Origin of the sequence: Variovorax atrisoli, assembly GCF_014195185.1 — a bacterium.
In the GTDB taxonomy this organism is placed as follows: domain Bacteria; phylum Pseudomonadota; class Gammaproteobacteria; order Burkholderiales; family Burkholderiaceae_C; genus Variovorax; species Variovorax atrisoli.
The window spans coordinates 383,811-407,749 of record NZ_JACIBG010000005.1 but is presented as its reverse complement, the minus strand read 5'-3'; the positions used below and the strand labels follow the sequence as shown (position 1 = coordinate 407,749).

The 23,939-nt window shown below is 69.4% G+C and carries 18 protein-coding genes; 8 read left to right on the top strand and 10 right to left on the bottom strand.

The annotated features are described in order from the left end of the window. Window positions 1–91 precede the first annotated feature (91 nt). A complete protein-coding gene (locus tag FHY06_RS19705) occupies window positions 92–556 on the top strand; it encodes an Lrp/AsnC family transcriptional regulator (protein WP_184606105.1) in 465 nt (154 codons plus the stop codon). A gap of 126 nt (window positions 557–682) precedes the next feature. Here the strand turns inward: FHY06_RS19705 and FHY06_RS19700 are convergent, their stop codons facing one another. Together FHY06_RS19700 and mltA are read right to left on the bottom strand one after the other, a co-directional pair. After that, on the bottom strand, window positions 683–2,935 hold the full coding sequence (locus FHY06_RS19700) for a PhoX family protein (protein WP_184606104.1): 2,253 nt from the start codon (window positions 2,933–2,935) through the stop codon (window positions 683–685). Between the two features lie 157 nt (window positions 2,936–3,092). Beyond that, window positions 3,093–4,241, bottom strand: a complete 1,149-nt coding sequence (gene mltA / locus FHY06_RS19695) for a murein transglycosylase A (protein ID WP_019653864.1) — start codon at window positions 4,239–4,241, stop codon at window positions 3,093–3,095. Between mltA and FHY06_RS19690 the strand changes: the two genes are divergently transcribed. The 3 genes from FHY06_RS19690 (at window position 4,240) to FHY06_RS19680 (ending at window position 5,918) form a co-directional block, all read left to right on the top strand. Beyond that, entirely contained in the window at window positions 4,240–4,404 is a 165-nt protein-coding gene (locus FHY06_RS19690; RefSeq protein ID WP_164713485.1) for a hypothetical protein, read from the top strand. The two genes, mltA and FHY06_RS19690, sit on opposite strands and share 2 nt — an antisense overlap. 197 nt (window positions 4,405–4,601) lie before the next feature. Continuing rightward, a complete protein-coding gene (locus tag FHY06_RS19685) occupies window positions 4,602–5,261 on the top strand; it encodes a YiaD family glycine zipper/OmpA-like lipoprotein (protein WP_132754349.1) in 660 nt (219 codons plus the stop codon). Between the two features lie 90 nt (window positions 5,262–5,351). After that, window positions 5,352–5,918, top strand: coding sequence for an OmpA family protein (locus tag FHY06_RS19680; RefSeq protein ID WP_019653861.1), 567 nt, complete (start codon window positions 5,352–5,354; stop codon window positions 5,916–5,918). Between the two features lie 208 nt (window positions 5,919–6,126). Here the strand turns inward: FHY06_RS19680 and FHY06_RS19675 are convergent, their stop codons facing one another. The 4 genes from FHY06_RS19675 to FHY06_RS19660 all read right to left on the bottom strand — a co-directional run bounded on the left by FHY06_RS19675 (window position 6,127) and on the right by FHY06_RS19660 (window position 14,277). Continuing rightward, window positions 6,127–6,753, bottom strand: a complete 627-nt coding sequence (locus FHY06_RS19675; protein WP_184606103.1) for a response regulator transcription factor — start codon at window positions 6,751–6,753, stop codon at window positions 6,127–6,129. Window positions 6,754–6,882: 129 nt separating this feature from the next. After that, window positions 6,883–8,925: an ATP-binding protein gene (locus FHY06_RS19670; protein WP_019653859.1), complete on the bottom strand. Its 2,043-nt coding sequence runs from the start codon at window positions 8,923–8,925 to the stop codon at window positions 6,883–6,885. A 232-nt stretch (window positions 8,926–9,157) separates the two neighbouring features. Then, window positions 9,158–9,973, bottom strand: a complete 816-nt coding sequence (locus tag FHY06_RS19665; RefSeq protein ID WP_184606102.1) for a carbon-nitrogen hydrolase family protein — start codon at window positions 9,971–9,973, stop codon at window positions 9,158–9,160. Further along, a complete protein-coding gene (locus FHY06_RS19660) occupies window positions 9,970–14,277 on the bottom strand; it encodes a YhdP family protein (RefSeq protein ID WP_184606101.1) in 4,308 nt (1,435 codons plus the stop codon). Before FHY06_RS19660 ends, FHY06_RS19665 begins: the two co-directional genes overlap by 4 nt. Before the next feature lie 25 nt (window positions 14,278–14,302). Here FHY06_RS19660 and glnE point away from each other — a divergent pair, with 25 nt between their 5' ends. Both glnE and FHY06_RS19650 read left to right on the top strand, forming a co-directional pair. Next, the gene (glnE, locus tag FHY06_RS19655; RefSeq protein ID WP_184606100.1) at window positions 14,303–17,116 is read left to right on the top strand and encodes a bifunctional [glutamate--ammonia ligase]-adenylyl-L-tyrosine phosphorylase/[glutamate--ammonia-ligase] adenylyltransferase; all 2,814 of its coding nucleotides are present in this window, start codon (window positions 14,303–14,305) and stop codon (window positions 17,114–17,116) included. Then, the gene (locus FHY06_RS19650) at window positions 17,109–18,317 is read left to right on the top strand and encodes a septal ring lytic transglycosylase RlpA family protein (protein ID WP_184606099.1); all 1,209 of its coding nucleotides are present in this window, start codon (window positions 17,109–17,111) and stop codon (window positions 18,315–18,317) included. Before glnE ends, FHY06_RS19650 begins: the two co-directional genes overlap by 8 nt. A gap of 25 nt (window positions 18,318–18,342) precedes the next feature. Here the strand turns inward: FHY06_RS19650 and FHY06_RS19645 are convergent, their stop codons facing one another. The 3 genes from FHY06_RS19645 to FHY06_RS19635 form a co-directional block, all read right to left on the bottom strand. Then, complete coding sequence (locus FHY06_RS19645; RefSeq protein WP_126183708.1) at window positions 18,343–18,804, bottom strand: carboxymuconolactone decarboxylase family protein; 462 nt, start codon at window positions 18,802–18,804, stop codon at window positions 18,343–18,345. 89 nt (window positions 18,805–18,893) lie between these two features. Beyond that, window positions 18,894–19,784: an RNA polymerase sigma-70 factor gene (locus FHY06_RS19640; RefSeq protein WP_126183707.1), complete on the bottom strand. Its 891-nt coding sequence runs from the start codon at window positions 19,782–19,784 to the stop codon at window positions 18,894–18,896. 145 nt (window positions 19,785–19,929) lie between these two features. Next, a complete protein-coding gene (locus FHY06_RS19635) occupies window positions 19,930–20,787 on the bottom strand; it encodes a ferritin family protein (RefSeq protein WP_019653852.1) in 858 nt (285 codons plus the stop codon). A 128-nt stretch (window positions 20,788–20,915) separates the two neighbouring features. On the opposite strand from FHY06_RS19635, the gene FHY06_RS19630 reads away from it, so the two are divergent. Continuing rightward, window positions 20,916–21,530: a glutathione peroxidase gene (locus FHY06_RS19630; RefSeq protein WP_019653851.1), complete on the top strand. Its 615-nt coding sequence runs from the start codon at window positions 20,916–20,918 to the stop codon at window positions 21,528–21,530. Between the two features lie 421 nt (window positions 21,531–21,951). After that, window positions 21,952–23,199, top strand: coding sequence for an SAM-dependent methyltransferase (locus tag FHY06_RS19625; protein WP_260310536.1), 1,248 nt, complete (start codon window positions 21,952–21,954; stop codon window positions 23,197–23,199). Window positions 23,200–23,261: 62 nt separating this feature from the next. Here FHY06_RS19625 and FHY06_RS19620 read toward each other — a convergent pair whose 3' ends face one another. Then, the gene (locus FHY06_RS19620) at window positions 23,262–23,873 is read right to left on the bottom strand and encodes a glutathione S-transferase N-terminal domain-containing protein (protein ID WP_019653849.1); all 612 of its coding nucleotides are present in this window, start codon (window positions 23,871–23,873) and stop codon (window positions 23,262–23,264) included. Window positions 23,874–23,939 lie beyond the last annotated feature (66 nt).

The window sequence follows — 23,939 nt, the reverse complement described above, 5'->3', positions numbered from 1 at the left end:
CCGCAGTCCGGAAAATTAGCTACCGGCAGCGCCAAGCCCATGCAGGCCTCGCAGCATAAAATTCCGCGATATTCAATCTGCACGGCATTTCATGCAACTCGACGCCATCGACCTGCGCATTCTGGACGAGCTTCAGCGCGATGGCGCGCTGTCGAACGTGGAGCTGGCGCGGCGCGTGCACCTGTCGCCATCGCCCTGCCTCTCGCGCGTGAAGGTGCTCGAGGCCAGCGGCGTGATCGACCGCTATGTCGCGCTCGCAAGCGCCAAGGCCCTGGGCCTCGGGCTCAACGTGTTCATCTCGATCAGCCTCACGACGCAGAGCAAGCAGTCGCTCGCGGACTTCGAGCAGCGCATCGCCGAGCACGACGAAGTGATGGAGTGCTACCTCATGACGGGCGACAGCGACTACCTGATCCGCATCGCGGTGGCGGACATGGCGGCGCTGGAGAAATTCATCCTGGAACAGCTCACGCCGATTCCGGGAGTCGAGAAGATCCGCTCCAGCTTTGCGCTGAAGCAGGTGAGATACAAGACGGCGCTGCCGTTGCCGAAATAGGCACACCCCCAGGCTTCGCGCACTTCGTGTCGCTGCGCCACCCCCCTCGCCGGGGGCGACACCTGCGGCCCGGCGAAGCCGGTTCCGCGGTGCCCCCGCCGGACAGGGGAATCCGACCCAGGTCGATCAGAGGCCGATCAGGCCGCCGTCGTTCTTGGTGATGACGATGGTTGCCGAGCGCGGGCGGGCATTGCCGCCTTCCGGCCAGTGGCTGAGGAACTTCGTCGGATCCGAGATGTTCGTGCTGGCCGTGGTCTCGCCTGGGTGCTGGATGTTCACGAACAGCGCGCGGCCGTCGCCGGATTCGGCGATGCCGGTGATCTCGCAGTCGATGGGGCCGACCAGGAAGCGGCGCAGTCCGTCGGTGCCCGGAGCCTTGCCGACGAAGGTGGCCTGCGTGGCGGTGGTGGAGCCGTCGACGTTGGTGATGGTCTTCGCGCCGCCGTCGCCGACCTTGCCCGGCAGGGCCGCCAGCAGCATGCAGTTGGTCACGTCGGTGTAGGCGCCATCGTCGGTCTCCAGCCACAGCAGGCCGGGCGCCGCCTGGCTGAACCACATGCCGTCGGGGCTGGAGAAGTCGTTGTCGGCACCAAGCTGCGAGAGGTTGACATCGGCCGACGCGGTGGAACGCGCGCCGAAGAGGTACACGTCCCACTTGAAGGTGGCGGAGGTCGGGTCGCCGTTGGTATCGGCAAAGCGCACGATGTGGCCGTTCGGGTTGCCCTTCTGGTCCTCCCCGGCGGTGGTCTTGTCGTTGTAGAAGCGCGGGTTGGCGGCGTCGGTCTTGCCGATCGGACGCGAGCTCGAATTGGTGTTGGTCAGCGTGACGTAGACCTCGCCGGTCTTCGGATTGACGGCCGTCCACTCGGGGCGGTCCATCCTGGTGGCGCCGGCCGCATCGGCTGCGTGGCGGGCGTTGATCAGCACGTCGGCCGCGTCGGCGAAAGCGTATGCGGAGTAGCCGGCGGTGATGTTGTTGACGCCCAGCTTCAGCTCGAGCCAGTCACCCGTGCCGTCGGCCTTGAACTTCGCGACGTAGAGCTTGCCGTCGTCCATGTACTTGTCGCCGGCGGCCGTGCCGCCGCCGATGTCGGCGGCGTCCCAGTTCTTGGTCGACACGAACTTGTAGATGTACTCGTTGCGCGAGTCGTCGCCCATGTACCAGACGAGCGGCTTGCCGACCACGACCGGGCCCAGGCAGGCACCCTCGTGGCCGAAGCGGCCGAGCGCGGTGCGCTTCTTGGGCGTGCTGGAGGGGTTGAACGGATCGATCTCGACCACCCAGCCATAGGTGTTCGCGCCGTTGCGGTAGTCGTCGACAGCGGTGCCGCTCGTGGCGACGACCTCGGTGTTCCAGCGCCCGTACAGGTTGTCGGCGGTGTCGGGCGTGACGGTGGCCCAGAGTTCGCGGCCGGTGCCGGCCACGCCATAGCGGCTGAAGGAAGCCAGTTCCTTGGCCGTGCGGTTGGCATCGTCGTTGACGGCGATGCGGCGGAAGTAGCCGGCCCAGTTCTCCTCGCAGGTGAGGTACGTGCCCCACGGCGTGGTGCCGTTGGCGCAGTTGTTGACCGTGCCGCGGGTCTTGCTGCCGTCGGTCGAGTACTTGGTCTTCAGGTAGCCGGTCTTGGCAGCGGGGCCCGAGAAGGCCATTTCCGTGAGCGTGTGGACGCGGCGGTTGAAGCTCGAGTCCTGCTTGTAGCTCCAGGTGCTGCCGCTCTTGTTGACCTCGATCACGCTCACGCCGTGCAGGTAGAACTCGCGCAGCACTTCGTCGGGGACGGTGCGCGCGCCGCTGACGATGGTCTGGCCGGTGGGATGCAGGAACAGCGGTGTGATGGCCTCGTGGTTCATCACGAGCAGGCCGCGCGATGCGCCGGCGGCATCCCACTTGTTCGACGCGTTCATGCCGAAGTAGGTCATGCCGTCGTGATGGTCGCCTGCGCGGCGGTCGTACGTGGTGGCGTCGTCATTGCCGTTGTTCTGGTACGCGGCGACACCCGAGGCGATCGGATCGCCCAGGCGGTACAGCACGCTGGCGGTGTAGCCGGCCGGCACGGTGACCACGTCAGCGAGGCTCTTGGCAACGGCATTGAAGCCGAGCTTCATCGGGGCGGGGCTCGGTGCCGGCGTGGGGGCAGGCGCCGGAGCGGGAGCCGGTGCAGGTGCCGGAGGCAGCACCGGGAAGGCGGTGCCGCCGCCGCCACCACCGCCGCAGGCCTGCAGCAGCGCGGTGCCGGCCGTGCCGACGCCCAGGCCGAACAGGCGGCGGCGGCTCAGTCGGGCGGCGATCAGGTCGTTGAACGAGGGATTCGACGTGGTGTTGGTGCCGATGTCTTCGATTTCGACCGGGCGATCGTCGGAGCGGGTGTTTGCGGTCATGCGCAATGTCTTTCTTCGTGGGTTGGGGAAAAACCAGCCCGCGAAGTTAGGCACTTCGTATGACGACTCCGTGAATTGATCAGCTTCCGGTCAGGTTATGCCGGGTCTTTTTCGGAAACCCTTCATCGAAGCCTCGTCCGGATCGGCGCTCCCCTGCTCAGGGCGCGGGCAGCTGCCGCGGCCACAGGGCCCACAGCCTCAGCGGCTGGTTCATGCTCGCCGCGAGGCGGCCCGCATCGGCACCGGTGCCGGCAAAGTAGTCGGCGCGCACGGCGCCGAGGATGGCGCTGCCGGTGTCCTGCGCCACCACCAGCTTCTGCAGCTGCGCCGCCGGTCCGCTGGATGCCAGCCACACCGGCGTGCCGTAGGGAATGCTCTCGCGGTCGACCGCGATGGAGCGGCCGGCCGTGAGCGGCACGCCCTGCGCGCCCCGCGGGCCGAAGGCGGCATCGACCTCGCTCATGGTCTCTTCGCGGAAGAACACGTAGCGCGGGTTGCTCCACATCATCTGCGTCACGCGCTGCGGGTTCTGCGCGGCCCAGGCCTTGGTGTCGTCCGGCCACTTGCCGACCTTGGCCACGCCCTGGCTGACGAGCCACTGCTGCACGCTGCGGTAGGGCTGCTCGTTGGTGGCCGAGAAGGCGACGCGAACGGTGTGCTGCCAGCCGTTGGCCTCGGTGATGCGCAGCCGCCCGGAGCCCTGGATGTGCAGCATCAGCGCGTCGATGGGGTCGGCCATCCATGCGATCTCGCGCCCGCGCAATGCGGCCTGCGCCTCGGGCAGGGTCTCGATCTCCTGGCGCGTGTACCAGGGGCGGCGCGGCACCAGGCCGTCGGGCGCCTGGTAGATCGGCACGTTGAAGGTGGCAGTGGGCACGCGCGAGGCCTCGTACACCGGCTCGTAGTAGCTGGTGAGCTTGCCTTCGCTCTGGCCGTTGAGCGCTTCCACGCGATAGGGCTGCAGCCGCTCTGTCATCCACTGGCGCTGCTCTTCGGGGGTGGCGATGGTCAGCTGGCGCACGTCGCGGCACAGCGGCGCGAAGGCGGCGTTGGGGCGGGTGCAGTTCGCCAGCAGTGCGATCCACGCCTCGTGCAGGGGGTCTTCGCCGAAGCCAGGGAGCTCGCTCCAGCCGACGGGCACCCAGCGGCTCTTGGGATGCGCGAGCGAACCGGTGAGCGGACCGAGGTCGCGCGGCTGGCTGACGGGGGGGCGGATGGGGGCCTCGGGCGTGCGCGGGCCGGTGGAGCAGGCGGCGAGCGTTGCTACGATCGCAATCCCGACCAGCCACTGGAGTCCATTTCTCATGGGTTTGATTCTGCTTGAAGCCCTCGCCGCGGGACTGGTGTTCATTCTGATCATCTGGTGGACCATGTTTTCCGGCCGCAACAAGGGTGAATTGCACGATGACGACGACGAGCCGGAGGCCGGCCGCGGCACCGACCAGGGAAAGCGCCCGCCCGAAGCGTGAATTGCTCCTGAAGTCCCCGGCCGCTCAGCACTGTCGGACAACCACCCCATTGCTATTACTTTGGTAGCAATCATCGCAGCATTCATGCGCGATGACGAAACTTTTCTTATTTTCCGTAGGGCTTTGAGCCCGTACCATCACGCACTCCCCGAAGGCTAAGCTGTCGCTCGCTTCAATCAACCTCGAAAGGGAACGCCATGAAAAAGTTCGTACTCGCCACCACCGCCGCCGCGCTCGTCCTCTCGGGCTGTGCCGGCGGCATGACCGACACGCAGCGCAACACCGGCATCGGCGCCGGCATCGGCGCGCTGGGCGGAGCCGCCATCGGCTCGGCCACCGGCGGAAACCGCGGGGCCATCGGCACGGGTGCGGTTGTCGGCGCGGCAGCCGGCGCGCTCGGCGGCTACCTGTGGTCGCAGCGCATGGAGAACCAGAAGCGCCAGATGGAAGCCGCCACCCAGGGCACCGGCGTGGCCGTGACCCAGACGCCCAACAACGAGCTGAAGCTGCAGATCCCGAGCGACGTGTCGTTCGACGTGGGCCGCTCCAACATCAAGCCCAACTTCGCGCCGGTGCTCGACCAGTTCGCCAGCGGCCTGCGCGGCAACCCGAACGCCGAAGTGCGCATCATCGGCCACACCGACAGCACCGGTTCGGACGCCATCAACAACCCCCTGTCGGTCGAACGTGCGGCCAGCACCCGCGACTACCTCGTGGCGCGCGGCGTGAACGCAGCGATCTTCCGCATCGAAGGCCGCGGTTCGCACGAGCCGATCGCCGACAACAACAGCGACGCAGGCAGGGCACAGAACCGCCGCGTCGAAATCTACGTGGGCGAGCGCGGGCCGCGAGGCTGAGCGAGCGCCGGCGCACGAGAGGGAAACCGGCCGCGCTGAAAGGCCGGTTCCCGCCATAACCGTTCCATTGGTCCATTAAGAGGGAATCTCATGAGGAAGTTCGTTGTTTCGAGTGCGGCAGCCGCCGCGTTGCTGTTCATCGCGGGCTGCGCATCGCAGTCGGCTCCCCCGCCGGCACCCGCGCCTGCAGCCGCGCCCGCAGCCGCACCGGCCAACAGCTGGACGGCCCGCCTGGCCACGCTGAAGAGCGACCTCGAGACCTCGACCAAGGGAACGGGCGTGGTGATCGAGCAGACCGCCGACAACCAGCTCCACCTGGTGATTCCCAACGAGATGTCGTTCGACACCGGCCGCGCCAACGTCAAGCGCAACCTCGCGCAGGTGCTCGACAAGGTCGCCGAAGGCCTGAAGAGCGCCACCGCCGCCAGCGTGCGCGTGGTGGGCCACACCGACAACACCGGCAGCGAGGAAGGCAACGAGCGCCTCTCGGTGAGCCGCGCCGACAGCGTGCGCAACCACCTCGTGAGCCGCGGCGTCTCGACCACCGCCATCACCACCGACGGCCGCGGCTCGCGCGAACCGCTGGTGGACAACAACACGGCCGCAGGCCGCGCACAGAACCGCCGCGTCGAGATCTTCGTGGCGGAGAAGGCCTAACCCCCAGGCTTCGCGCACTTCGTGTCGCTTCGCCAACCCCCTTTCAGGGGGCACCACCTGCGGCCCGGCGAAGCCGGTTCCGCGGTGGTCCTGAGCTGACCCCCAGGCTTCGCGCACTGCATGTCGCGCGCGCCTTCCCTCTTTCAGGGGGGCAACACCTGCGGCCCGGCGAAGCCGGTTCCGCGGTGTTCCGCGAAGAATCAGGGGGCTAGAGTTCGCGCAGACGGTTGGCCAACTCGACGGCCGACTTCACTTCCATCTTGTCGAACACGCGCGCGCGGTGGACCTCCACCGTGCGCACGCTGATCGCGAGCTGGTCGGCGATGAGCTTGTTCGGCAGGCCCTCGACCACCAGCCGCATCACGTCGCGCTCGCGCTCGGTCAGCTCGCCGATGCGCTCGGCCAGGCCCCGGCGTGCGCGCTGCACTTCCAGTGCCTGCTGCGACGCGCTCAGCGCATGCTCGATGCGGTCGACCAGTGCGTTGTCGGAGAAGGGCTTCTCGCAGAAGTCGAAGGCGCCGCGCTTGACCGCGTCGACGGCCGTCGGCACGTCGGCATGGCCGGTCAGGAAGATCACCGGCATCGCGGGCAGCAGCCCGCGCTCCACGATGCGGTCGAACAGCACCAGCCCGCTGGTGCCGGGCATGCGCACATCCAGCAGCAGGCACAGCGGCTGCTGCGGCAGCGGGTCCTGGTCGAGAAACTGCTCGAACGCCTCCGCGCTCGCGAAGTGCTCGCTGGCCAGGCGCCGCGAGCGCAGCAGCCAAGCCAGCGCCTCGCGCACGCTGGCGTCGTCGTCCACGATGAAGATCAAGCCGTCGATCAGCGGTTGCATATCAATTCAATCCAAAAACAGGCGCGGGCCCTTCGAGGGCACCGCGGAACCGGCTCCGCCGGGCCGCAGGTGTCGCCCCCGGCGAGGGGGAAGGAGAAGCGACACGAAGTGCGCGAAGCCTGGGGGTGATCATGTACTTGGCAGCGTGAACCTGAACACGGTTCCGCGCGGCTTGTTGGGTTCGAACAGGAGCGCCCCGCCGTGCTGCTCGACCACGGTGCGGCACAGGCTCAGGCCGAGCCCCATGCCGTCGGCGCGCGTGGTGAAAAAGGGCGTGAAGAGCCGCTCGGCGACCTCCTCGGTGATGCCGCTGCCGAGGTCGGCCACGGAGAACTCGATCCAGCGCCGGCCGTCTTCCTGGCCCGCGGCGCCCATCGCGGCGGCGCGCGCCACGCGCAGCCGCAGCACGCGGCTGCCGATGTTGTCGGGGCTGTCCATGGCCTGCATCGCGTTGCGCGCGAGATTCAGCAGCACCTGCTCGACCAGCGTGCGGTCGCACATGACCGCGGGCAGGCGGTCTTCCAGCACCACCTCGATGATCACGCCCAGCTTGCGCGCCTGCAGCCGCACCAGCGGCAGCACCGCGTCGATGAGCGCCTGCGGCGCGACGGCCTCGCGCGTGCGGTCGCGGCGGCGCACGAAGTCGTGCACGCTGCGGATCACCTGCCCGGCGCGGTCGGCCTGCTCGGCGATGCGCTTCACAGCCATCGCCACCTCGCCCTGGTCGCCCTTGGCGTCGGGGCCCAGCAGGTTGAGCGAGCCGCTCGCGTAGCTGGCGATGGCGGCCAGCGGCTGGGTGAGCTCGTGGCTCAGCAGCGAGGCCATCTCGCCCACGGTGGCCAGCCGCGCGCTGGCCTGCAGGCGCTCCTGGCTGGCGCGCGAGAGTTCCTCGATGCGGCGCTGCTCGCTCACGTCGATGAACGCGCTCATCCAGCCGGTCTGCACCTTGTGCGCGTTGATCAGCGGCGCCTCGAAGATCAGCACCGGAAAGCGCGTGCCGTCCTTGCGCATGAAGACCGACTCGAAGCCCTCGCGCGGCGGCATGCCGCCCGCGAGTCGCCGCGCCTGCCGCTGCTGGTACTCGTGCGCCAGCTCGGTGGGCCAGTAGGGTGCCTCGGCGTTGTCCGCCATGAGCTCCTCGGGGCTGAAGCCCACCATCTCGCAGAAGGCCGGGTTGACGTAGGTGATGCGGCCGCGCAGGTCGCGCGCGCGCAGGCCGGTGATGACGGAGTCCTCCATCGCCTTGCGGAAGGCCAGCGCGTCGGCCAGGTCGCGCTCGGCGCGCAGGCGGCGGCGCGTGTCGCGCGCGAGCAGCACAAGCACCGACACCAGTGCGATGGAGATCGCCGTGACCAGCGCCGTGAGCATGTTCGGGAACAGGTCGGGCGCCGCGCGCCAGCCGTCCACGCGCAGCATCAGCGAGGTGCCCGGCAGGTCGATGAGCTGCTGCGAGGTGAACACCCGCGTGCCGGTGCGCCGCGAGCTGCCCAGCGCCACCAGCCGCGTGCCGTCGGCCTCGGTGAAGGCCACCTCCTGGCCGCGCGTGAGCGTGGGGCCGACCAGCTCGATCAGCGCGTCGCGCAGCGAATAGCTCGCCACCAGGTAGCCGCCCGCGTCGATCGGCACGCACAGCTCCATCACCTCGATGCCGCCGCCGCCCGCGATGGGCACGTAGTGGCTCGGCGAATAGGCCGACGCGCCCAGCTTGCGCGCCGCGGCGCAGGCCAGCGACACGTCGGACTGGTCGGGGCCGCGCGTGTCCTCGTCGAGCACGCGCATGCGGTAGGGCGTATTGACGGCCTGCAGCGGGCGCAGCGCCGAATCGCGCCATTCGAGCCGCAGCCACTCGCGATGCTCGCGCAGCAGCGCGGCAGCCACCTCCGGCCACCTGGCGGGATCGGCGCCGGGCGCCTGCGTGGCGCGCAGGCTCTGCGCATTGCGCTGGAAGCCGCTGCGCAGGTCGGCGACCGCGTCGGCGGTGTCGCGGTCGAGCGCGGCCTGCACCTGCTCCACTTCGTGCCGGCCCGCGAGCCACACCACCGTGACCAGCAGCACCGACACCAGCACCGCCAGCAGCAGCCACAGGAACCAGCGCTGCCACAGCGAGCGCAGCCGCGCATAGGCCAGCAGCGCCCATCGCTGCGGTGCGACGGTCAGCAGCGCATCAGACATGCCGGCACCACCGCCGCACGCAAGGTACGCGGCTTGTTCCAGGAACACCGCGGAACCGGCTTCGCCGGGCCGCCGGTGTTGCCCCCTGGAAGGGGGTTGGCGCAGCGACACGAAGTGCGCGAAGCCTGGGGGTGAATCCGAGAGTTCCGCGGAACCGGCTTCGCCGGGCCGCCGGTGTTGCCCCCTCGAAGGGGGTCGGCGGCCTCACGAAGCGGGCAGGCCTGGGAGTCATCTAGAGAACGCTGTGCGAGAGCACGGGCAGCTGCGTGCGCGTGCTCTGCACCTTGGCCGCGTCGATGTCGAACAGCACCACGCCTTCGTCGGTGGCCTGCTGCGCCACCACCGTGCCCCAGGGATCGACGACCAGCGACTGGCCCCAGGTCTGGCGGCCGTTCTCGTGCGTGCCGCCCTGCGCGGGCGCGACCACCCAGGCCAGGTTCTCGATGGCGCGGGCGCGCAGCAACACCTCCCAGTGCGCGGCGCCGGTGGTGCGCGTGAAGGCGCTGGGCACCAGCAGCAGGTCGGCGCCCTGCTTCGCGAGCGCGCGGTACAGCTCGGGAAAGCGCAGGTCGTAGCAGACGCTCATGCCCACGCGCCAGCGGTGACCGTCGCGCGAGGGCAGCTCGAACACCACCGGCTTCGCGCCGGGCGCGATGACGCGGCGCTCGTCGTAGCGCTCGGTGCCGTTGTCGAAGAAGAAGAGATGGATCTTGTCGTAGCGCGCCACGCAGCGCCCGTCGGGCGAGAAGGCCAGCGAGCTGTTGAACACGTGCTCCACGTCGGTGCTCTCGACGGGCAGCGTGCCGCCGACGATCCACAGCCCGAACTCGCGCGCCGCGTCGGCCAGGAAGCCCTGCACCGTGCCCGCGCCCGCCGTCTCGCGCAGGGCCAGCTTGTCGGTGTCGCGCGCGCCCATCATGCAGAAGTACTCGGGCAGCACCGCGAGCTCGGCGCCGCCGGCGGCGGCCTGCGCGAGCAGGTCGTGGGCGCGCGCGAGGTTGGCTTCGCGGGCGATGGCCGACACCATCTGGATGGCTGCGACTTTCATTGCTTGGTCTCCGTTTTCTTGCCGTCGTCCGCGGTCCGCGAGGTCGGCGGCAGACCGGGCGCGCCGGGAATGGTCTGCGGCAGAAGCTGCAGGGTGCGGGGCACCTTCGCTATTTTGGGGTCGGCCCAGGTGCCCTCGATGTGGAACTCCTGCGTGGCCGCCGCCGCGAGCGGCTTGCTCAGCACCCACTGTGCAAGAAAGGTGCCCAGGCCGACGGCCGGGTTGATGGCGGTGGCGACCAGCGCGGCGGTGCCGGCATTGATCTCGGGCACCACCACCACGCGCAGGTTCTGCGTCTCGCGCACGATGTCGGCCGAGCCGTCCATCAGCGCGGCGGCGTTGACGCCCTTCATCTGCAGGTTGTTGGTGCTGGCGATGCCCTTGCTGATCTTCGCGTCGCCGCGGATGAAGTCGAAGGCGAAGCCCTCGCTGAACACGTCGCGGAAGTCCAGCGTGAGGCGGCGCGGCAGCGCCTGCAGGCTCAGCACGCCCAGCAGCTTGGCCAGCCCCGGGTCGGCCTTGAGGAACTGGCCCTGCTCCACGTCGAGCTGCAGCTGCCCGCCCAGGCTCGGGTAGTCGAGCGAGAACGGCGAGCCGCGCCAGTTGACGTCGCCCTCCATCCTTCCGCGCCCGCGCCGCAGCACGCCGGGCATGCCGAAGCGCGTGAGCAGCTCGCCGGCGTCGGCGATGTCGAGCCTGAAGGTCATGGCGGTGCGGCGCTGGCCCGCCGGAGCTCCGGCGCCCGCCGCCCAGGTCCCCTTGGCCACGAAGCTGGCCTCGGGCATGGTGAAGGTCAGCTTGTTGAGCAGCCACTCGCGGCCGGCGCCGCCGCGGTTGACCGCGTCGATCTCGGCGCGGCCCAGGCGCTTGCCCAGCAATTCGAAGTCGTCGACGACGATGTCCAGCGCCGGCAGGTTGCCGGGCTGCTCGTCGAGCAGGGTCTCGACCTGGGTGGCCTCGGAGGGCGCGATCTTCAGCCGCGCGAGGCGCGCATAGAGGCGCCCGGCCTGCGCGTGGCGGTATTCGGCATAGCCGCTGAGCTCGCTGGCGTCGATGTTGGCGCGCCAGAGGTTTCCATCGCGCGTGCCGCCGAGCACCACGTTGTGGAGCGTGCGTCCCGCGACACCGAGCTGCTGCGCGCGCACCGCGATGCGCGTGGGCAGGTAGGCCATCGCCGGATCGTCGGGGCGCTCGGGGGCATCGGCGCTGGCGTTGGTGCCGGTGGCCGCGTTGGCGCCTGTGCCTGTGCTCGTCGCCTCGCCCAGCAGCGCCTCCCAGGCCGCCGTGTCGAGCTTGGCGACGTTGATGTTCGCGAACACGCCCTTGTCGGGCAGGCTCGCCGTCTCGCCCGGCGCGAGGCCCACGCCGATGCTGCCGCGCAGCACGCGCGCCTCGCTGCCCACGAGCTCGCGCACGTACTGGACGGCGCCGACACGGCCGAGGTCGAGCGAGATCTGGTCCTGCGTGGCCGCGGCGGCCCCCTGCTTCGAGGTGTCGCGCGCGAGCACCTTCTTCTCGATGCGCAGCGGCATCTGCTCCTCGGCCGTCTTCACGAGCGGCGGCGGCAGCTGCAGCGCCAGGCCCTGCAGGCTGCTGGCGAACGAGAACTCGGGCGCGCCGTCGCGCACCGAGAAGGTGGCTGTGTAGGGCGTGCTGCCGGTCGCCTTCTTCGCGAGGCGCGCGAGCCAGTCGACCTCGCGCGCGCCGCGCAGTCCATCGGCGGTGGCCGTGCCCTGCGCCTTCAGCGCGACCTCGCGGTTGGGGCCGCTGAAGCGCCCGCGCCCTTCGACGCGGATGTCGCCGCCCAGCAGCTTCGCCTGCACGCCGGCCAGCGAGAAGCCTGTCTCGGTGAAGTTGACCGTGCCCCTGGCCTGCGTGAACGACGGCGCCGCCGGCACCACCTGCAGCTCGTTGTCGGCCAGTGCCACGCTGGCCTGCACCTTGGCGTTGTCCATGGCCTCCAGCGGCAGCTCGAGGTGCAGCTTGTAGTCGGCTGAACCGGTGGCGCGCGCGGCCTGCATGATCTCGCCGATGCCGCCCGGCTCGGTGCCGGCCAGCGGCGCGCCCGCACGCAGCACCTCGCCCAGCGACCCCTTGGCCTGCACGTCGACGCGCAGCACCTGCGCATGGTGCGAAAGCTCCGGGATCTGCGCCTCGCCCCTGGTCACCTCGACGCCGGCGGTGCCTGCGAGGCGGCCGCGCGCGTTGCGCACCAGCATGCTGTCGCGCTCGAAAACCAGCTCGCCCGACAGGCCGGTGAGCGCCGGCCAGACGCGCGCCGGGGTGCCGTTGCGCGAAGGCGTTGCGTTGGTGATCGAAGGCGGCGCGTAGGCGTAGTTGACGTCAGACACCTTGGCGGCGATGCGGAAGTCGCCCTGCTTCGGGTCCTTGAAGGGCATGTCGTGCAGGTCGCCGCGCACGCGGAAGTCGACGCTGCTCGCGACGCCCTTGGTGACGGCCTCGCGCACGTAGTCGCGCGTGTGCTGGGGGATGCCCGTCGGCAGGTAGCGGAACACGCGCGTGCCATCGGCGCGGGTGAGCTTGCCCTGCAGGTCGAGCACGCCCGGAAAGCGCGACTTGCCGCCCGAGACGGCCGGATCGCTGGTGCGCCAGCTAGCCTGGGCCTCGCCTTCCGCGTCGGTGTTGGCGAAGCTGAGCTTCGACACCTGCAGTTGCGCGCTGCCATTGCCGCTGTCGAGCTTCCATTGCAGCTGCGTGGAGAGCCGGTCGACGGGAATGACGGGCTCCTCGAACACGCCGGGGAATTCGAGCGTGCCTTGCGCGATGGCGAGCGTGGCGGTGCCGCCGGTGTGGGTGGCGTCGAAGTCGATGGTGGCGCCGCTCAGCCCGGGGGTGCCGGCGTCGTGGGTCTGGTGCGGGGCTGCGGCGTTGGCAGCGGCAGCAGCGGTGGCAGCGGTGGCAGCCGTGGTGGAGACGGTCGTGGTCGCCGCGGTGGGTATCGCGACCGGAGCCGCCGGGGTCTGCTGCGAAGGCCCCGCCGCGGCGTCGGTCGGCGCCGGCTGCGAGGCGATGCGCAGCCCGCTGACCCGGCCCTTGGCCTGGTAGCGGGTGGGTGCGCCCAGCGAGCCCTGCCAGTTCAGGTCGACGTGCTCGACCAGGCCGCGCGGCCCGTAGCTATCGAGCAGGCGGTGGGTGGCGTCGCCCAGCGGCAGCCGGTCGGCGATGAGGGCGAGCGCGGCCAGGTCGAGCCGGTCGGCGCGCAGCGCCCCGTGCTCGGGCGTGCGGCCCCTGGCGGGCGTGTGCTGAAGCCACAGGTTGCCGCCGGGCCAGCGCATGCCGTCGGCGGTATCGAACTGCAAGGCGGTGGTGGAGAACTCCAGCGTCTCCTCGGTGAGCTGGCCGGAAAGGCGGCCGGTGACCGCGCGCAGAACCAGCGGCTGCAGGCCCTTGTCGAGCGAGACGTCGACCTTGTCGAGCCCCAGGTCGACCGCGCCTCCGACGACCTGGCCGTCGTCCACGTCGGCCCACAGGCGCAGCGCGCCGTTGCCCTCGCGGATGCGCGCATCGAGCGAGATGTACTGGCCGAGCCGGGTGACGTCGATGTAGGGCAGGTCGGCGTACAGCTGGCCGTCCCAGGTCTGCCAGTGGCCGGTGCGGATCGACAGCAGCGGCTGGCGGAACTGGCCGCGCAGCGTGAAGCGCTCGCCCCAGCCGGCCGGCGGCGTGGCGTCCAGGCGCAGGCCGTGGCGCCGGGCGCTGTTGCGCGCGACGAAGCGCACGTCGGTCAGCAGCAGGGGCTCTGCCTGGCGCTGCTCGTCGGTCCAGCGCACGGTGCCGCCTTCGATGACCAGCTCGCGCTGCGCAAAAAACCAGTCGGCACCGCGGGTTTCTCCGGTCGTGTCGGTGTCCATGTGCAAACCAGCCACATGGAGTTTTCCCTGACGGTCGCGGCGCACGTCGAGCTGCGGGCGCTCGATGTAGAGCTGTTCGAAATTGAGCCTCCACAGCGAGCGCGGCGACACGCTGGCCACCACGCGTGCGAGGCGAAGGGCCTCCCGCTTGTCCACGTCCTGCAGCACCACGTCGCGCAATTCGAAGGCCGGGAAAAGCCCTTCGGAGCGGGCGGTGATCGATCCGATGCGCACCGGCACGCCGATGGCCTTGCTAGCCTGCGCCTCGAGCGCGTCACGGAAATCGCCGATTCGCGGCACAATCCACGCGTGTAGGACAACGACTGACAGCGCCAGCAGAAGCCATGCAGCGATCAAGAGACCGAGCAGCCAGCGCGCCGTCACAGCGGTGATTTTGAGCAGACGTGAAGGGGAAGACGCCGTGTCGTTCATTGAGGATCGCGCTGTGTCCGGAATTATGACCGCCAGCTTTCAGACGGGTTCCGCGGAAACCAGCATCGGTGTGAACCAGTTGCCAGACACCATTTCTCCCAGTTCTCCGGCGCCGCAGGGCGCCTTCTCTTCGTATTCGAGGTTCGTGCAGCGCCTGCGCCGCAGGTATGCCGCCGAGCTTGCATTGCTTCCCCCGGGCGCGCCGCGGCGCGAATCGATGGCGGTGGCCTACGAGGCACTGCGCCAGCGCGGGGACGGCGTCGGCGACGCTCTGCGCATTGTGCGGCAGCTGGTGATGGAGAGGCTTGTAACTCTTGATTGCGACGAGCAGGCACCGCTGGCCGTGGTGACCACCGCCGTCACCGAGCTGGCCGAACTGGCGCTGGACATCGCTTGCCGCGAGGCCTGCCGCGAACTCGACGCCACGCACGGCGCCCCGATGGGCCCCGAGGGTCAGCGCGCGCAGCTGTGGATCGTGGGCATGGGCAAGCTCGGCGCGCGCGAACTCAACGTGTCGAGCGACATCGACCTGATCTACCTCTACGACGTCGACGGCGAGACCCAGGGCGACGCCGACGGGCGCGGCCGCCTGTCCAACCAGGAATACTTCGCGCGCGCCGTGAAGCGCATCTACGCGCTGGTGGGCGACACCACCGAGCACGGCTTCGTGTTCCGCGTCGACCTGGCGCTGCGGCCCAACGGCAACTCGGGCCCGAGCGTGGTCTCGCTCGATGCGCTGGAAGAGTATTTCCAGGTGCAGGGCCGCGAGTGGGAGCGCTTCGCCTGGATGAAGAGCCGCGTGGTCGCGCCGCGCGACGTCGTGCTCGCGGGCCAGGCCCAGGGCCTGCGCGGCGCGGTGCTGCCCTTCGTGTTCCGACGCTACCTCGACTACAGCGTGTTCGATTCGCTGCGCGTGCTGCACCGGCAGATCCGCGAGCAGTCGGCACGCCGCAGCGCCGGGCGCCCCGAGCGTGCCAACGACGTGAAGCTCTCGCGCGGCGGCATCCGCGAGATCGAGTTCACCGTGCAGCTGCTGCAGGTGGTGCGCGGCGGGCAGTTCCCCGAGCTGCGCACGCGGCCCACGCTCGACGCGCTGCAGCGCCTGGCTCGCGCCAACCTCATGCCGCAAGAGACGGCCGATGCGCTGGCCGCGGCCTACGAGTTCCTGCGCCGCGTCGAGCACCGCATCCAGTACCTCGACGACCAGCAGACCCACGTGCTGCCGGTGTCCGACGACGACCTGCGCTGGATCGCCCAGAGCATGGGCTACGCGAGCTGCTGCCCCTTCCTCGAGCAGCTCGACACGCACCGCGAGTTCGTCGCGCAGGAGTTCGACAAGCTGCTCGGCGGCGAGAAGCCCTGCAACGGCAAGTGCAGCGGCAAGAAGGCCGCCGCCCCCGCCGACCTGGCCGACCTGCTCGGCGACCTGCCCCCGGTGTTCGCCGAGCGCATCCGCGACTGGTGCGAGCAACCCCGCGTGCTGGCGCTGCGCGAGGAAACCCGCGCGCGCCTGCGCCAGCTGGTGCAGCGCACCGGCCAGTGGCTCAAGGAGCCCGACGGCGACGGCGCGGGCCAGACCCCGCGCCACGTCGACGCCGCCATGCGCTGGGCCGACTGGATCGAGCCGCTGATGCGCCGCGAGAGCTACCTGGCGCTTCTGGTCGAGCGCCCCGCCGTGCAGGAACGCCTGCTGCGCCTGCTGGGCGCGGCCAAGTGGCCCGCACGCTACCTGATGCAGCACCCCGGCGTGATCGACGAGCTCGCGAGCGACGAGATGCTCTCGGGCCGCTTCGTCGCCGCCGAGTTCGAGCGCGAGCTCGACGCGCGCCACGCATCGCTCACCCGCACCGGCGAGGCCGACGAGGAGCGGCTGCTGAACCTGCTGCGCCACGCGCACCACGCCGAGGTGTTCCGCACCCTGGCGCGCGACGTGGACGGCCGGCTCACCGTCGAGCAGGTGGCCGACGACCTCAGCGCGCTGGCAGACGCCACGCTACGCGTGACCGCCCGCTGGTGCTGGCCGCACGTGCGCAACCGGCACCGCGAGGTGCCGCAGTTCGCGATCATCGGCTACGGCAAGCTCGGCGGTAAGGAGCTGGGCTACGGCAGCGACCTCGACATCGTGTTCGTCTACGACGACGACGACGAGCGCGCCGGCGAGGTCTATGCGGCCTACGTGCGCAAGCTCATCAACTGGCTCACGGTGAAGACCCGCGAGGGCGACCTGTTCGAGATCGACACCGCCCTGCGGCCCAACGGCAACTCCGGCCTGCTGACCACCAGCTTCGAGGCCTACGAGAAGTACCAGCTCGGCCGCGGCAGCAACACCGCGTGGACCTGGGAGCACCAGGCCATGACGCGCGCCCGCTTCGTGCTCGGCAGCGAGGACCACGGCGCCGAGCTGGGCGCGCGATTCGACCAGGTGCGCGAGGCGGTGCTCGTGGCGCCGCGCGACCGCGAGGCGCTGAAGGCCGAGATCATCGCGATGCGCAACAAGCTGCGCAGCGCGCGGCCGGTGAAGCCCGACCGCTTCGATGTGAAGCACAGCCCCGGCGGCATGGTCGATGCCGAGTTCGCGGTGCAGTTCCTGGTGCTGTCGTCTTCGGCCGACCATCCCGAGCTGATTCCGAACGTGGGCAACATCGCCCTCCTGCTGCGTGCCGAACTGGCCGGCCTGCTGCCCGAAGGCGTGGGCCGCAGCGCGGCGCGCGCGTACCGCGAGCTGCGCCGCGTGCAGCACCGCGCGCGCCTCAACGAGGAACCTACGCAGGTCACGCCGCCCGCGCTGGCGGCCGAGCGCGATGCCATGCTGGCGCTGTGGAAGGCCGTATTTGGCTGAGGGAACCCGTTCCCCGGCCACCACCGCGCTGGCGGCGTGCGCGGTAGCCGTCGCCGTTCTTCTTGCGGGCTGCGCCAGCGGTCCGCGCAGCGGGGGCGGCGTGGCCAGCGGCCGCGATGGCCCCGGGACCAACATTCCGCCCGACCTCGCCAACGTGCCCGACGCCGAACCCCGCGTCGAGCCGATCCGCAGCCTGGGCGGCACCAGCAAGCCCTACACGGTGCTGGGTCGCGGCTATGTGCCGATCACCGACGACCGGCCGTTCCGCGAATCGGGGCTGGCCTCGTGGTACGGGCGCAAGTTCCATGCGGCGTCCACGTCCAGCGGCGAGCCCTACGACATGTACGCCATGACGGCCGCGCACAAGACGCTGCCGCTGCCGAGCTACGTGCGCGTGCGCAACCCGGCCAACGGGCGCGAGGTGATCGTGCGCGTGAACGATCGCGGCCCGTTCGTGGACGGCCGCGTCATCGACCTGAGCTACACGGCCGCGCTCAAGCTCGACCTGCTTCGCGGCGTGGCGCCGGTGGAGATCGAGCGGATCACGAACGAGGACATCCGCACCGGCGCATGGCGGCGCGATTCGGGAACGGCGTATGCCGCCGCCGAAACGCCCCCGCCGGTACGGACGGCGCCGGTGCGCGTGGCGAGCGCGGCGCTGCCACAGCAGCAGCAACAGCAAGTGCGCGTGCCGGCCGAATGGGTGGCCCCGGTGGCGATGGCCGGCGGCGACGCGCCGCAGCCCGCATCAACGATGCCCGTCGTTCCGCAGACGCCGATGGCCGCGGCCCTGCCGCCGGGGACGGGGGCGGAGCCGGAATCGGCGCAGTCGCCGCCATCCATTCCGCCGGGCCGGCAGGCCATCGTGGTCAACGAGCTGCCGCCGCTGCAGGCGGCAGCGGCTCCGCCCTCTGCGCGGCCCTCTACGCCGCCCGCCGACGTCGCTCAGCGGCCCGCCGCGGCACTTCCCGGCTTCTGGGTGCAGCTGGGCGCATTCCGCGAGCGGGACGGTGCCGAGAGCCTGCTGAACCAGGCCGCGCGCGGCGTGCCGTCGCTGGCGTCGCAGCTGCGCGTGTTCAGCGAGGCCGGCACGCATCGGCTGCAGGCCGGGCCATTTGCCTCGCGCAACGCAGCCGGCGAGGTGGTCGGCCAGCTGCGCGAGAACCTGCACATCTCGCCGATGGTGGTCGAGCGCAGGTAGGCACCTGCGCGCCTTCGCCTTGTGGTCAGAGCAGCGGCTTGACCGCTACCGGAATGCCGCTGGCGACGTTGAGGCGGTTCCAGGTGTTGATCTGCGCGACGGCCACCGACAGCTCGGCAATCTCCAGGTCGCTGAAGTTGGCCTTGAGCGCCGCGAATTCGGCGTCGCGCGCGTCGTAGCGGTCGGCCAGCCGCGTGAGCGATTCGGCCCAGGCCAGCGCCGCGCGCTCGCGCTCGTTGAAGAAGCCCACCTCGCGCCAGGTGGCGAGGCTGTTGATGCGCTGCCATTCCTCGCCCTGCTTGCGCAGGTCGCGCACGTGCATGTCGAGGCAGTAGGCGCAGCCGTTGATCTGCGAGACGCGGGCGTAGACGTAGTCGACCAGCACCTTGCCGAGCGTGCTCGACTCGATGGTGGCGTTGACGCCGAGGATGGCCTCGAAGGACTTCGGGACCAGCTTGAACCAGTTCAGGCGTGCGGTGGTGTTCATGGTTCGGTTTCTCCAGTGGGTTGCGATGGAATCGATCTGCTTACCCACTGAAGACGGGCGGGCCGGGCGCCCTGTGACAGCCGCGCGAACTATTTCGAGGAATAGATCTGCGCGATGCGTGCGAGCTTGTCGGGGTTGCGCTGCGCGCGGATGCGCACGATGAGGTCGTTCTCGATCTCGAAGGTCTGGGCCGATTCGAGCTCGCCGTCGAGAAAGCGCAGCATGCCGGGCTCGCCGTTGATGTCGACAAGCTCCATGCGCACCGCCGGCCCCAGGCGGCGCCACAGCGAGAAGTACAGCTGCGCGAGGCGCTGACTGCCGCGCAGGATCTTGCTGAAGGTCTGCACCTTGCCGCCGCCGTCGCCGATGAGCTCGACGTCCTCGGCCATCAGCGCCTTCAGCTCCTGCAGGCTGCCGCGCGAGGCGGCGTCCGCGAAGGCGCGCAACAGGCGCTCGTGGGTCTCGCGCGGCACGGAGAAGCGCGGGCGCCCTTCCTGCACCTGGAGCCTGGCGCGGTGCACGAGCTGGCGGCATGCGGCTTCGGTCTTGCCGAGGGTGAGGGCGATCTCGTCGTAGTCGGCATCGAACACCTCGCGCAGCAGGAAGGCGGCGCGGGCCTCGGGCGCGAGGCGTTCCAGCACGGCGAGGAAGGCGACGGAGATGTTGTCGGCGCGCTCGAGCAGCTGTTCGGGCGTGGCGGGCGAATCGTGCTCGCCGGTCAGCGTGGGCTCGGGCATCCAGGCGCCGATGTAGTGCTCGCGCTGGACCTTGGCGGCACGCAGCCGGTCGATCGACAGGCGCGTGACCACGGTCACGAGCCAGGCTTCGGCGCTGTCGAGGGTGTCCCTGGCGGCTTCGTGCCAGCGCAGCCAGGCGTCCTGCACGACCTCTTCCGCCTCGGCCACGGAACCGAGCATGCGGTAGGCGATGCCCTGCAGGCGAGGGCGGTGGCGGTCGAAGGTGAGGGTTGCGTCGTCCATGCGGGCTAGACGGCTGGCGTCCCCGGTTTGTGACGCCCTCTCACCAACAGGTGGAGTTTTAGGGAGGGCCGTCGCGCACGGCCGCCCCCGCTAGGGGGTTGGCGAAGCGACACGAAATGTCGTGCAGCCTGGGGGCGAGCAACAGTTACGCGCCCTGGTACTCGGGCTTGGGGCCGAGGGTGGCTGCCAGTTCCTTGCGGTAGCGGTTCAGCTCCTGCACCGTCTTGAAGCTGCGGTTCATCAGCAGGCTCAGGTTGTGCAGGATGCGCTCGCCGACCTTGGTTTCCCAGACGGCGTCGAACTTGATCTGCTTGTCGAGCCAGTGCTCCAGCCAGTCGGGGTCGGGCATGCGGCTTTGCACGGTGTCGCGCGGGAAGTGCGCCTTGCTGACGTGCAGGTTGGTCGGGTGCAGGGCCTGCGCCGTGCGGCGGGCGCTGGCCATCAGGACGCCGACCTTGGTGAAGGCGGCACGGGCCTCGTCGCCGAACTTCTCCAGCGCGCGCTTCATGTAGCGCAGGTAGGCGCCGCCGTGGCGGGCTTCGTCCTGGCTCAGCGTGGTGTAGATGTGCTTGATGACCGGCTCGGTGTGCCACTGGGCGGCACGGCGGTACCAGTGGTTGAGGCGAATCTCGCCGCAGAAATGCAGCATGAGGGTTTCGAGCGGCGGGGCCGGGTCGAAGTCGAAGCGCACCTCGTGCAGCTCCTCCTCGGTGGGGGCGTGCTTGGGGCTGAAGCGCTTCAGATACTCCATCAGCACGAGGGAATGCTTCTGCTCCTCGAAGAACCAGATGGACATGAAAGCGGAAAAATCGCTATCGTGGCGGTTGTCGCGCAGGAACATCTCGGTGGCCGGCAGTGCCGCCCACTCGGTGATGGCATTCATCTTGATGGTCTGCGCCTGCTCTTCCGACAGCAAGGAGGCGTCGAACGACTGCCACGGGATGTCCTTGTCCATGTCCCAGCGGACGGATTCGAGTTGTCTGAAGAGTTCCGGATAGAGCATCTATATCTTTCTAAGGCCGTCGATTTTAATCGGCCCGTTTGGCGCGCCCATGACAGACGCGCGATGATGCGGATACGCGCGTCCTTGCAGCATGGATGCGCATTCCCATTTTTGAATCAGGAGCCGCCATGCGAACCCCCTTCCGATTGTCGATGTTGTGGCGCTGCGCCCCTGCGGTTTCCCTCGTGGCGAGCCTGGTTTCGCCCCTTGCGGCGCAGGCCCAGACCCCCCCTGCAGCGCCCGCCGCCGCGGAGCCCGCGGGATGCCCGGTGATCCTTCAGCACACGTTCCCGCGGCTGCAGGACGAAAAACCCCAATCCCTGTGCCAGTACTCCGGCAAGGTGGTCCTCGTGGTCAACACGGCCAGCTTCTGCGGCTTCACGCCCCAGTACAAGGGCCTGGAGGCGCTGGACATGAAGTACCGCTCCCGCGGCCTGGTGGTCCTGGGCTTCCCGTCGAACGATTTCGCCCAGGAGTCGGGCTCCAACAAGGAGATCGCCGAATTCTGCGAAAGCACCTTCGGCGTGAAATTCCCGATGTTCGCGAAGTCGTCGGTGCGCGGCACGGATGCGAATCCGCTGTTCAGGCAGCTGGCGCAGGCCTCGGGAACCACGCCGAAGTGGAATTTCTACAAGTACCTGATCGGGCGCGACGGCAAGGTCGTGCAGGCGTGGTCGAGCATGACGGCGCCGGACGAGAACGGGTTCGTGAACGTCATCGAGAAGCAGCTCGGGCCGAACTGACCGCCGGCAACTTTTACCGACCGGTCGATTTCCGTGCTGCCCCACCGGGAACAAACGTTTACAAACCGGACGGGAACCGTGCCGCCGATACCGCGCTCCTAAATCGCGTGGGCAGCGACTGATTTTCGAGTCGCTGCCGCGCGGTTTTCATGTTGCGAGGTCTTCCGGGCGCTTGCCGTCTGGTCGAAATCCCGAGGCGATTCTTCTCCTCCTCCCTCCCTCCCTCCTTCGCGTCGGGGCGCCTCGCAGCATTTTTGTATTCGGGCCGGACCGGGTTGCGCCGCACGCGAACCCAGGTCCGATAGGCCCCTCCCGATCGTTCTCCCTGAATCCGGTTTGCGCCGCTGCGCGTAATCGGGTCATGGCCGAAAACGACGACCTCCACCCGGTTCTTGGACGAACCCACTGCGAAGCTCCCGGCATGTCCTGCGCGGACGCCATGCCCCTGCCGGGATTCGCGCGCACCGCTCCCTCCCCCTCCTTCGGACGATCCCGGACCCCGCCCACCGCCGCCCGCACGGTGCTCGGCCTGCTCCAGCGGCTGTCCTGCGGCTCGCTCACGGTGAGGCTGCCTGACGATTCGGTGCGGCACTTCGGCGCCGCGGCCGGCTCGGGCCCCTCGGCCTCGATCACGCTGCGCAACTGGAATGTCTGCAAGGCTGCGCTCAAGTCGGGCGACATCGGCTTCGCCGAAAGCTACATCGCAGGCGACTGGAGCACGCCCGATCTCACCGAGCTCCTCCGGCTTTTCATCGCCAACCGCCGCGCCATCGAAGACGTGGTGTACGGCAGCTGGGCCGGCCGCCTGCTCTACCGCCTGCGTCACCTGCTGAACCGCAACAGCAAGGCCGGCAGCTCGCGCAATATCCACGCGCACTACGACCTGGGCAATGGCTTCTACGCGCTGTGGCTCGACGAGACGATGAACTACTCGTCGGCCTGGTTCGAGGGCGACCTGTCGAAGCCCATGCCGGAGGCGCAGCGCGCGAAGGTTCGCCGAGCGCTCGAGGCGGTGCACGCGAAGCCCGGCGACCGGGTGCTGGAGATCGGCTGCGGCTGGGGCGCGCTGGCCGAGATGGCGGCCTTCGACTTCGGCGCCTCGGTGACGGGCGTGACCCTGTCGACCGAGCAGCTCACCTACGCCCGGCAGCGCACCGCCGGGCTCGCCGCCGACCTGCGGCTGCAGGACTACCGCGACATCGACGACGCCCCCTTCGACGCGATCTGCTCCATCGAGATGGTGGAAGCCGTGGGCCGGGCGTACTGGCCGGAGTACTTCCGCGCCCTGGCCCGCCTGCTCAAGCCGGGCGGCCGCGCCTGCGTGCAGAGCATCGTGATCGACGACGCGCTCTTCGACCGCTACATCGGCTCGACCGACTTCATCCAGCAGTACATCTTCCCGGGCGGCTGCCTGCCCTGTCCGCGCGAGTTCCGGCTGGAAGCGGAGGCGGCAGGACTGGAGGTGGTGGACGAGTTCGGCTTCGGCGCCGACTACGCCGAAACGCTGCGCCGCTGGCGCGAGAGCTTCCTGGCCCGGCGCGCAAGCGTGCTGCAGCTGGGCTTCGACGAGCGCTTCATGCGCATCTGGGAGTTCTATCTCGCCTACTGCGAGGCGGCGTTCTCGCAGGCGAACATCGACGTGGTGCAGTACACGCTGCGCAGGCCTTGAGGGACAAGGAAAAAGGCGCCCTGGGGCGCCTTCGTTTTTTGTTGCGTTTCGCCGACGCCCGCTCAGGGCTTGGTGTCGATGAAGCTCGGACGCAGCATCAGCTTGTCGAACAGCTTCGCGAGGTTGGCATTGTCCTTGCGCCAGTCGATCTCGGGGAAGCGCAGGTCCAGCCAGCCCAGCGTGCAGCCCACGGCGATGTCCGACAGGCTCAGGTGGATGCCGCTGCAGAAGGGCTTGTCGCCCAGGCCCTTGGCCATGGCTGAGATGCCGCCCTCGACCTTGGCACGCTGGCGCTCGATCCAGGCGGCGCTGCGCTCGCCGTCGGCGCGGCCGGACCAGGTGGCTTCCAGGCGCCAGAGCACGCCGGCGTCCATGACGCCGTCGGCCAGCGCCTCCCAGGTCTTGACCTCGGCGCGCTCGCGGCCCTGCTGCGGAATCAGCTTGCCCACGGGCGACAGGGTGTCCAGGTACTCGACGATCACGCGGGAATCGAACATCGCCTCGCCGCCTTCCATGATCAGGCAGGGGACCTTGCCCAGCGGGTTGGAGCTGGAGATGGTGGTGTCGGCAGCCCAGACGTCTTCGATCACGAACTGGTAATCGAGCCGCTTCTCGGCCAGCACCACGCGCACCTTGCGCACGTAGGGGCTGGCGGCGGATCCGATCAGTTTCATGAAGGCTCTCTCCCTATGCATTGATGACGTTTGGTAATAGTCATTTTAGGTGAACGGGAAAACCAG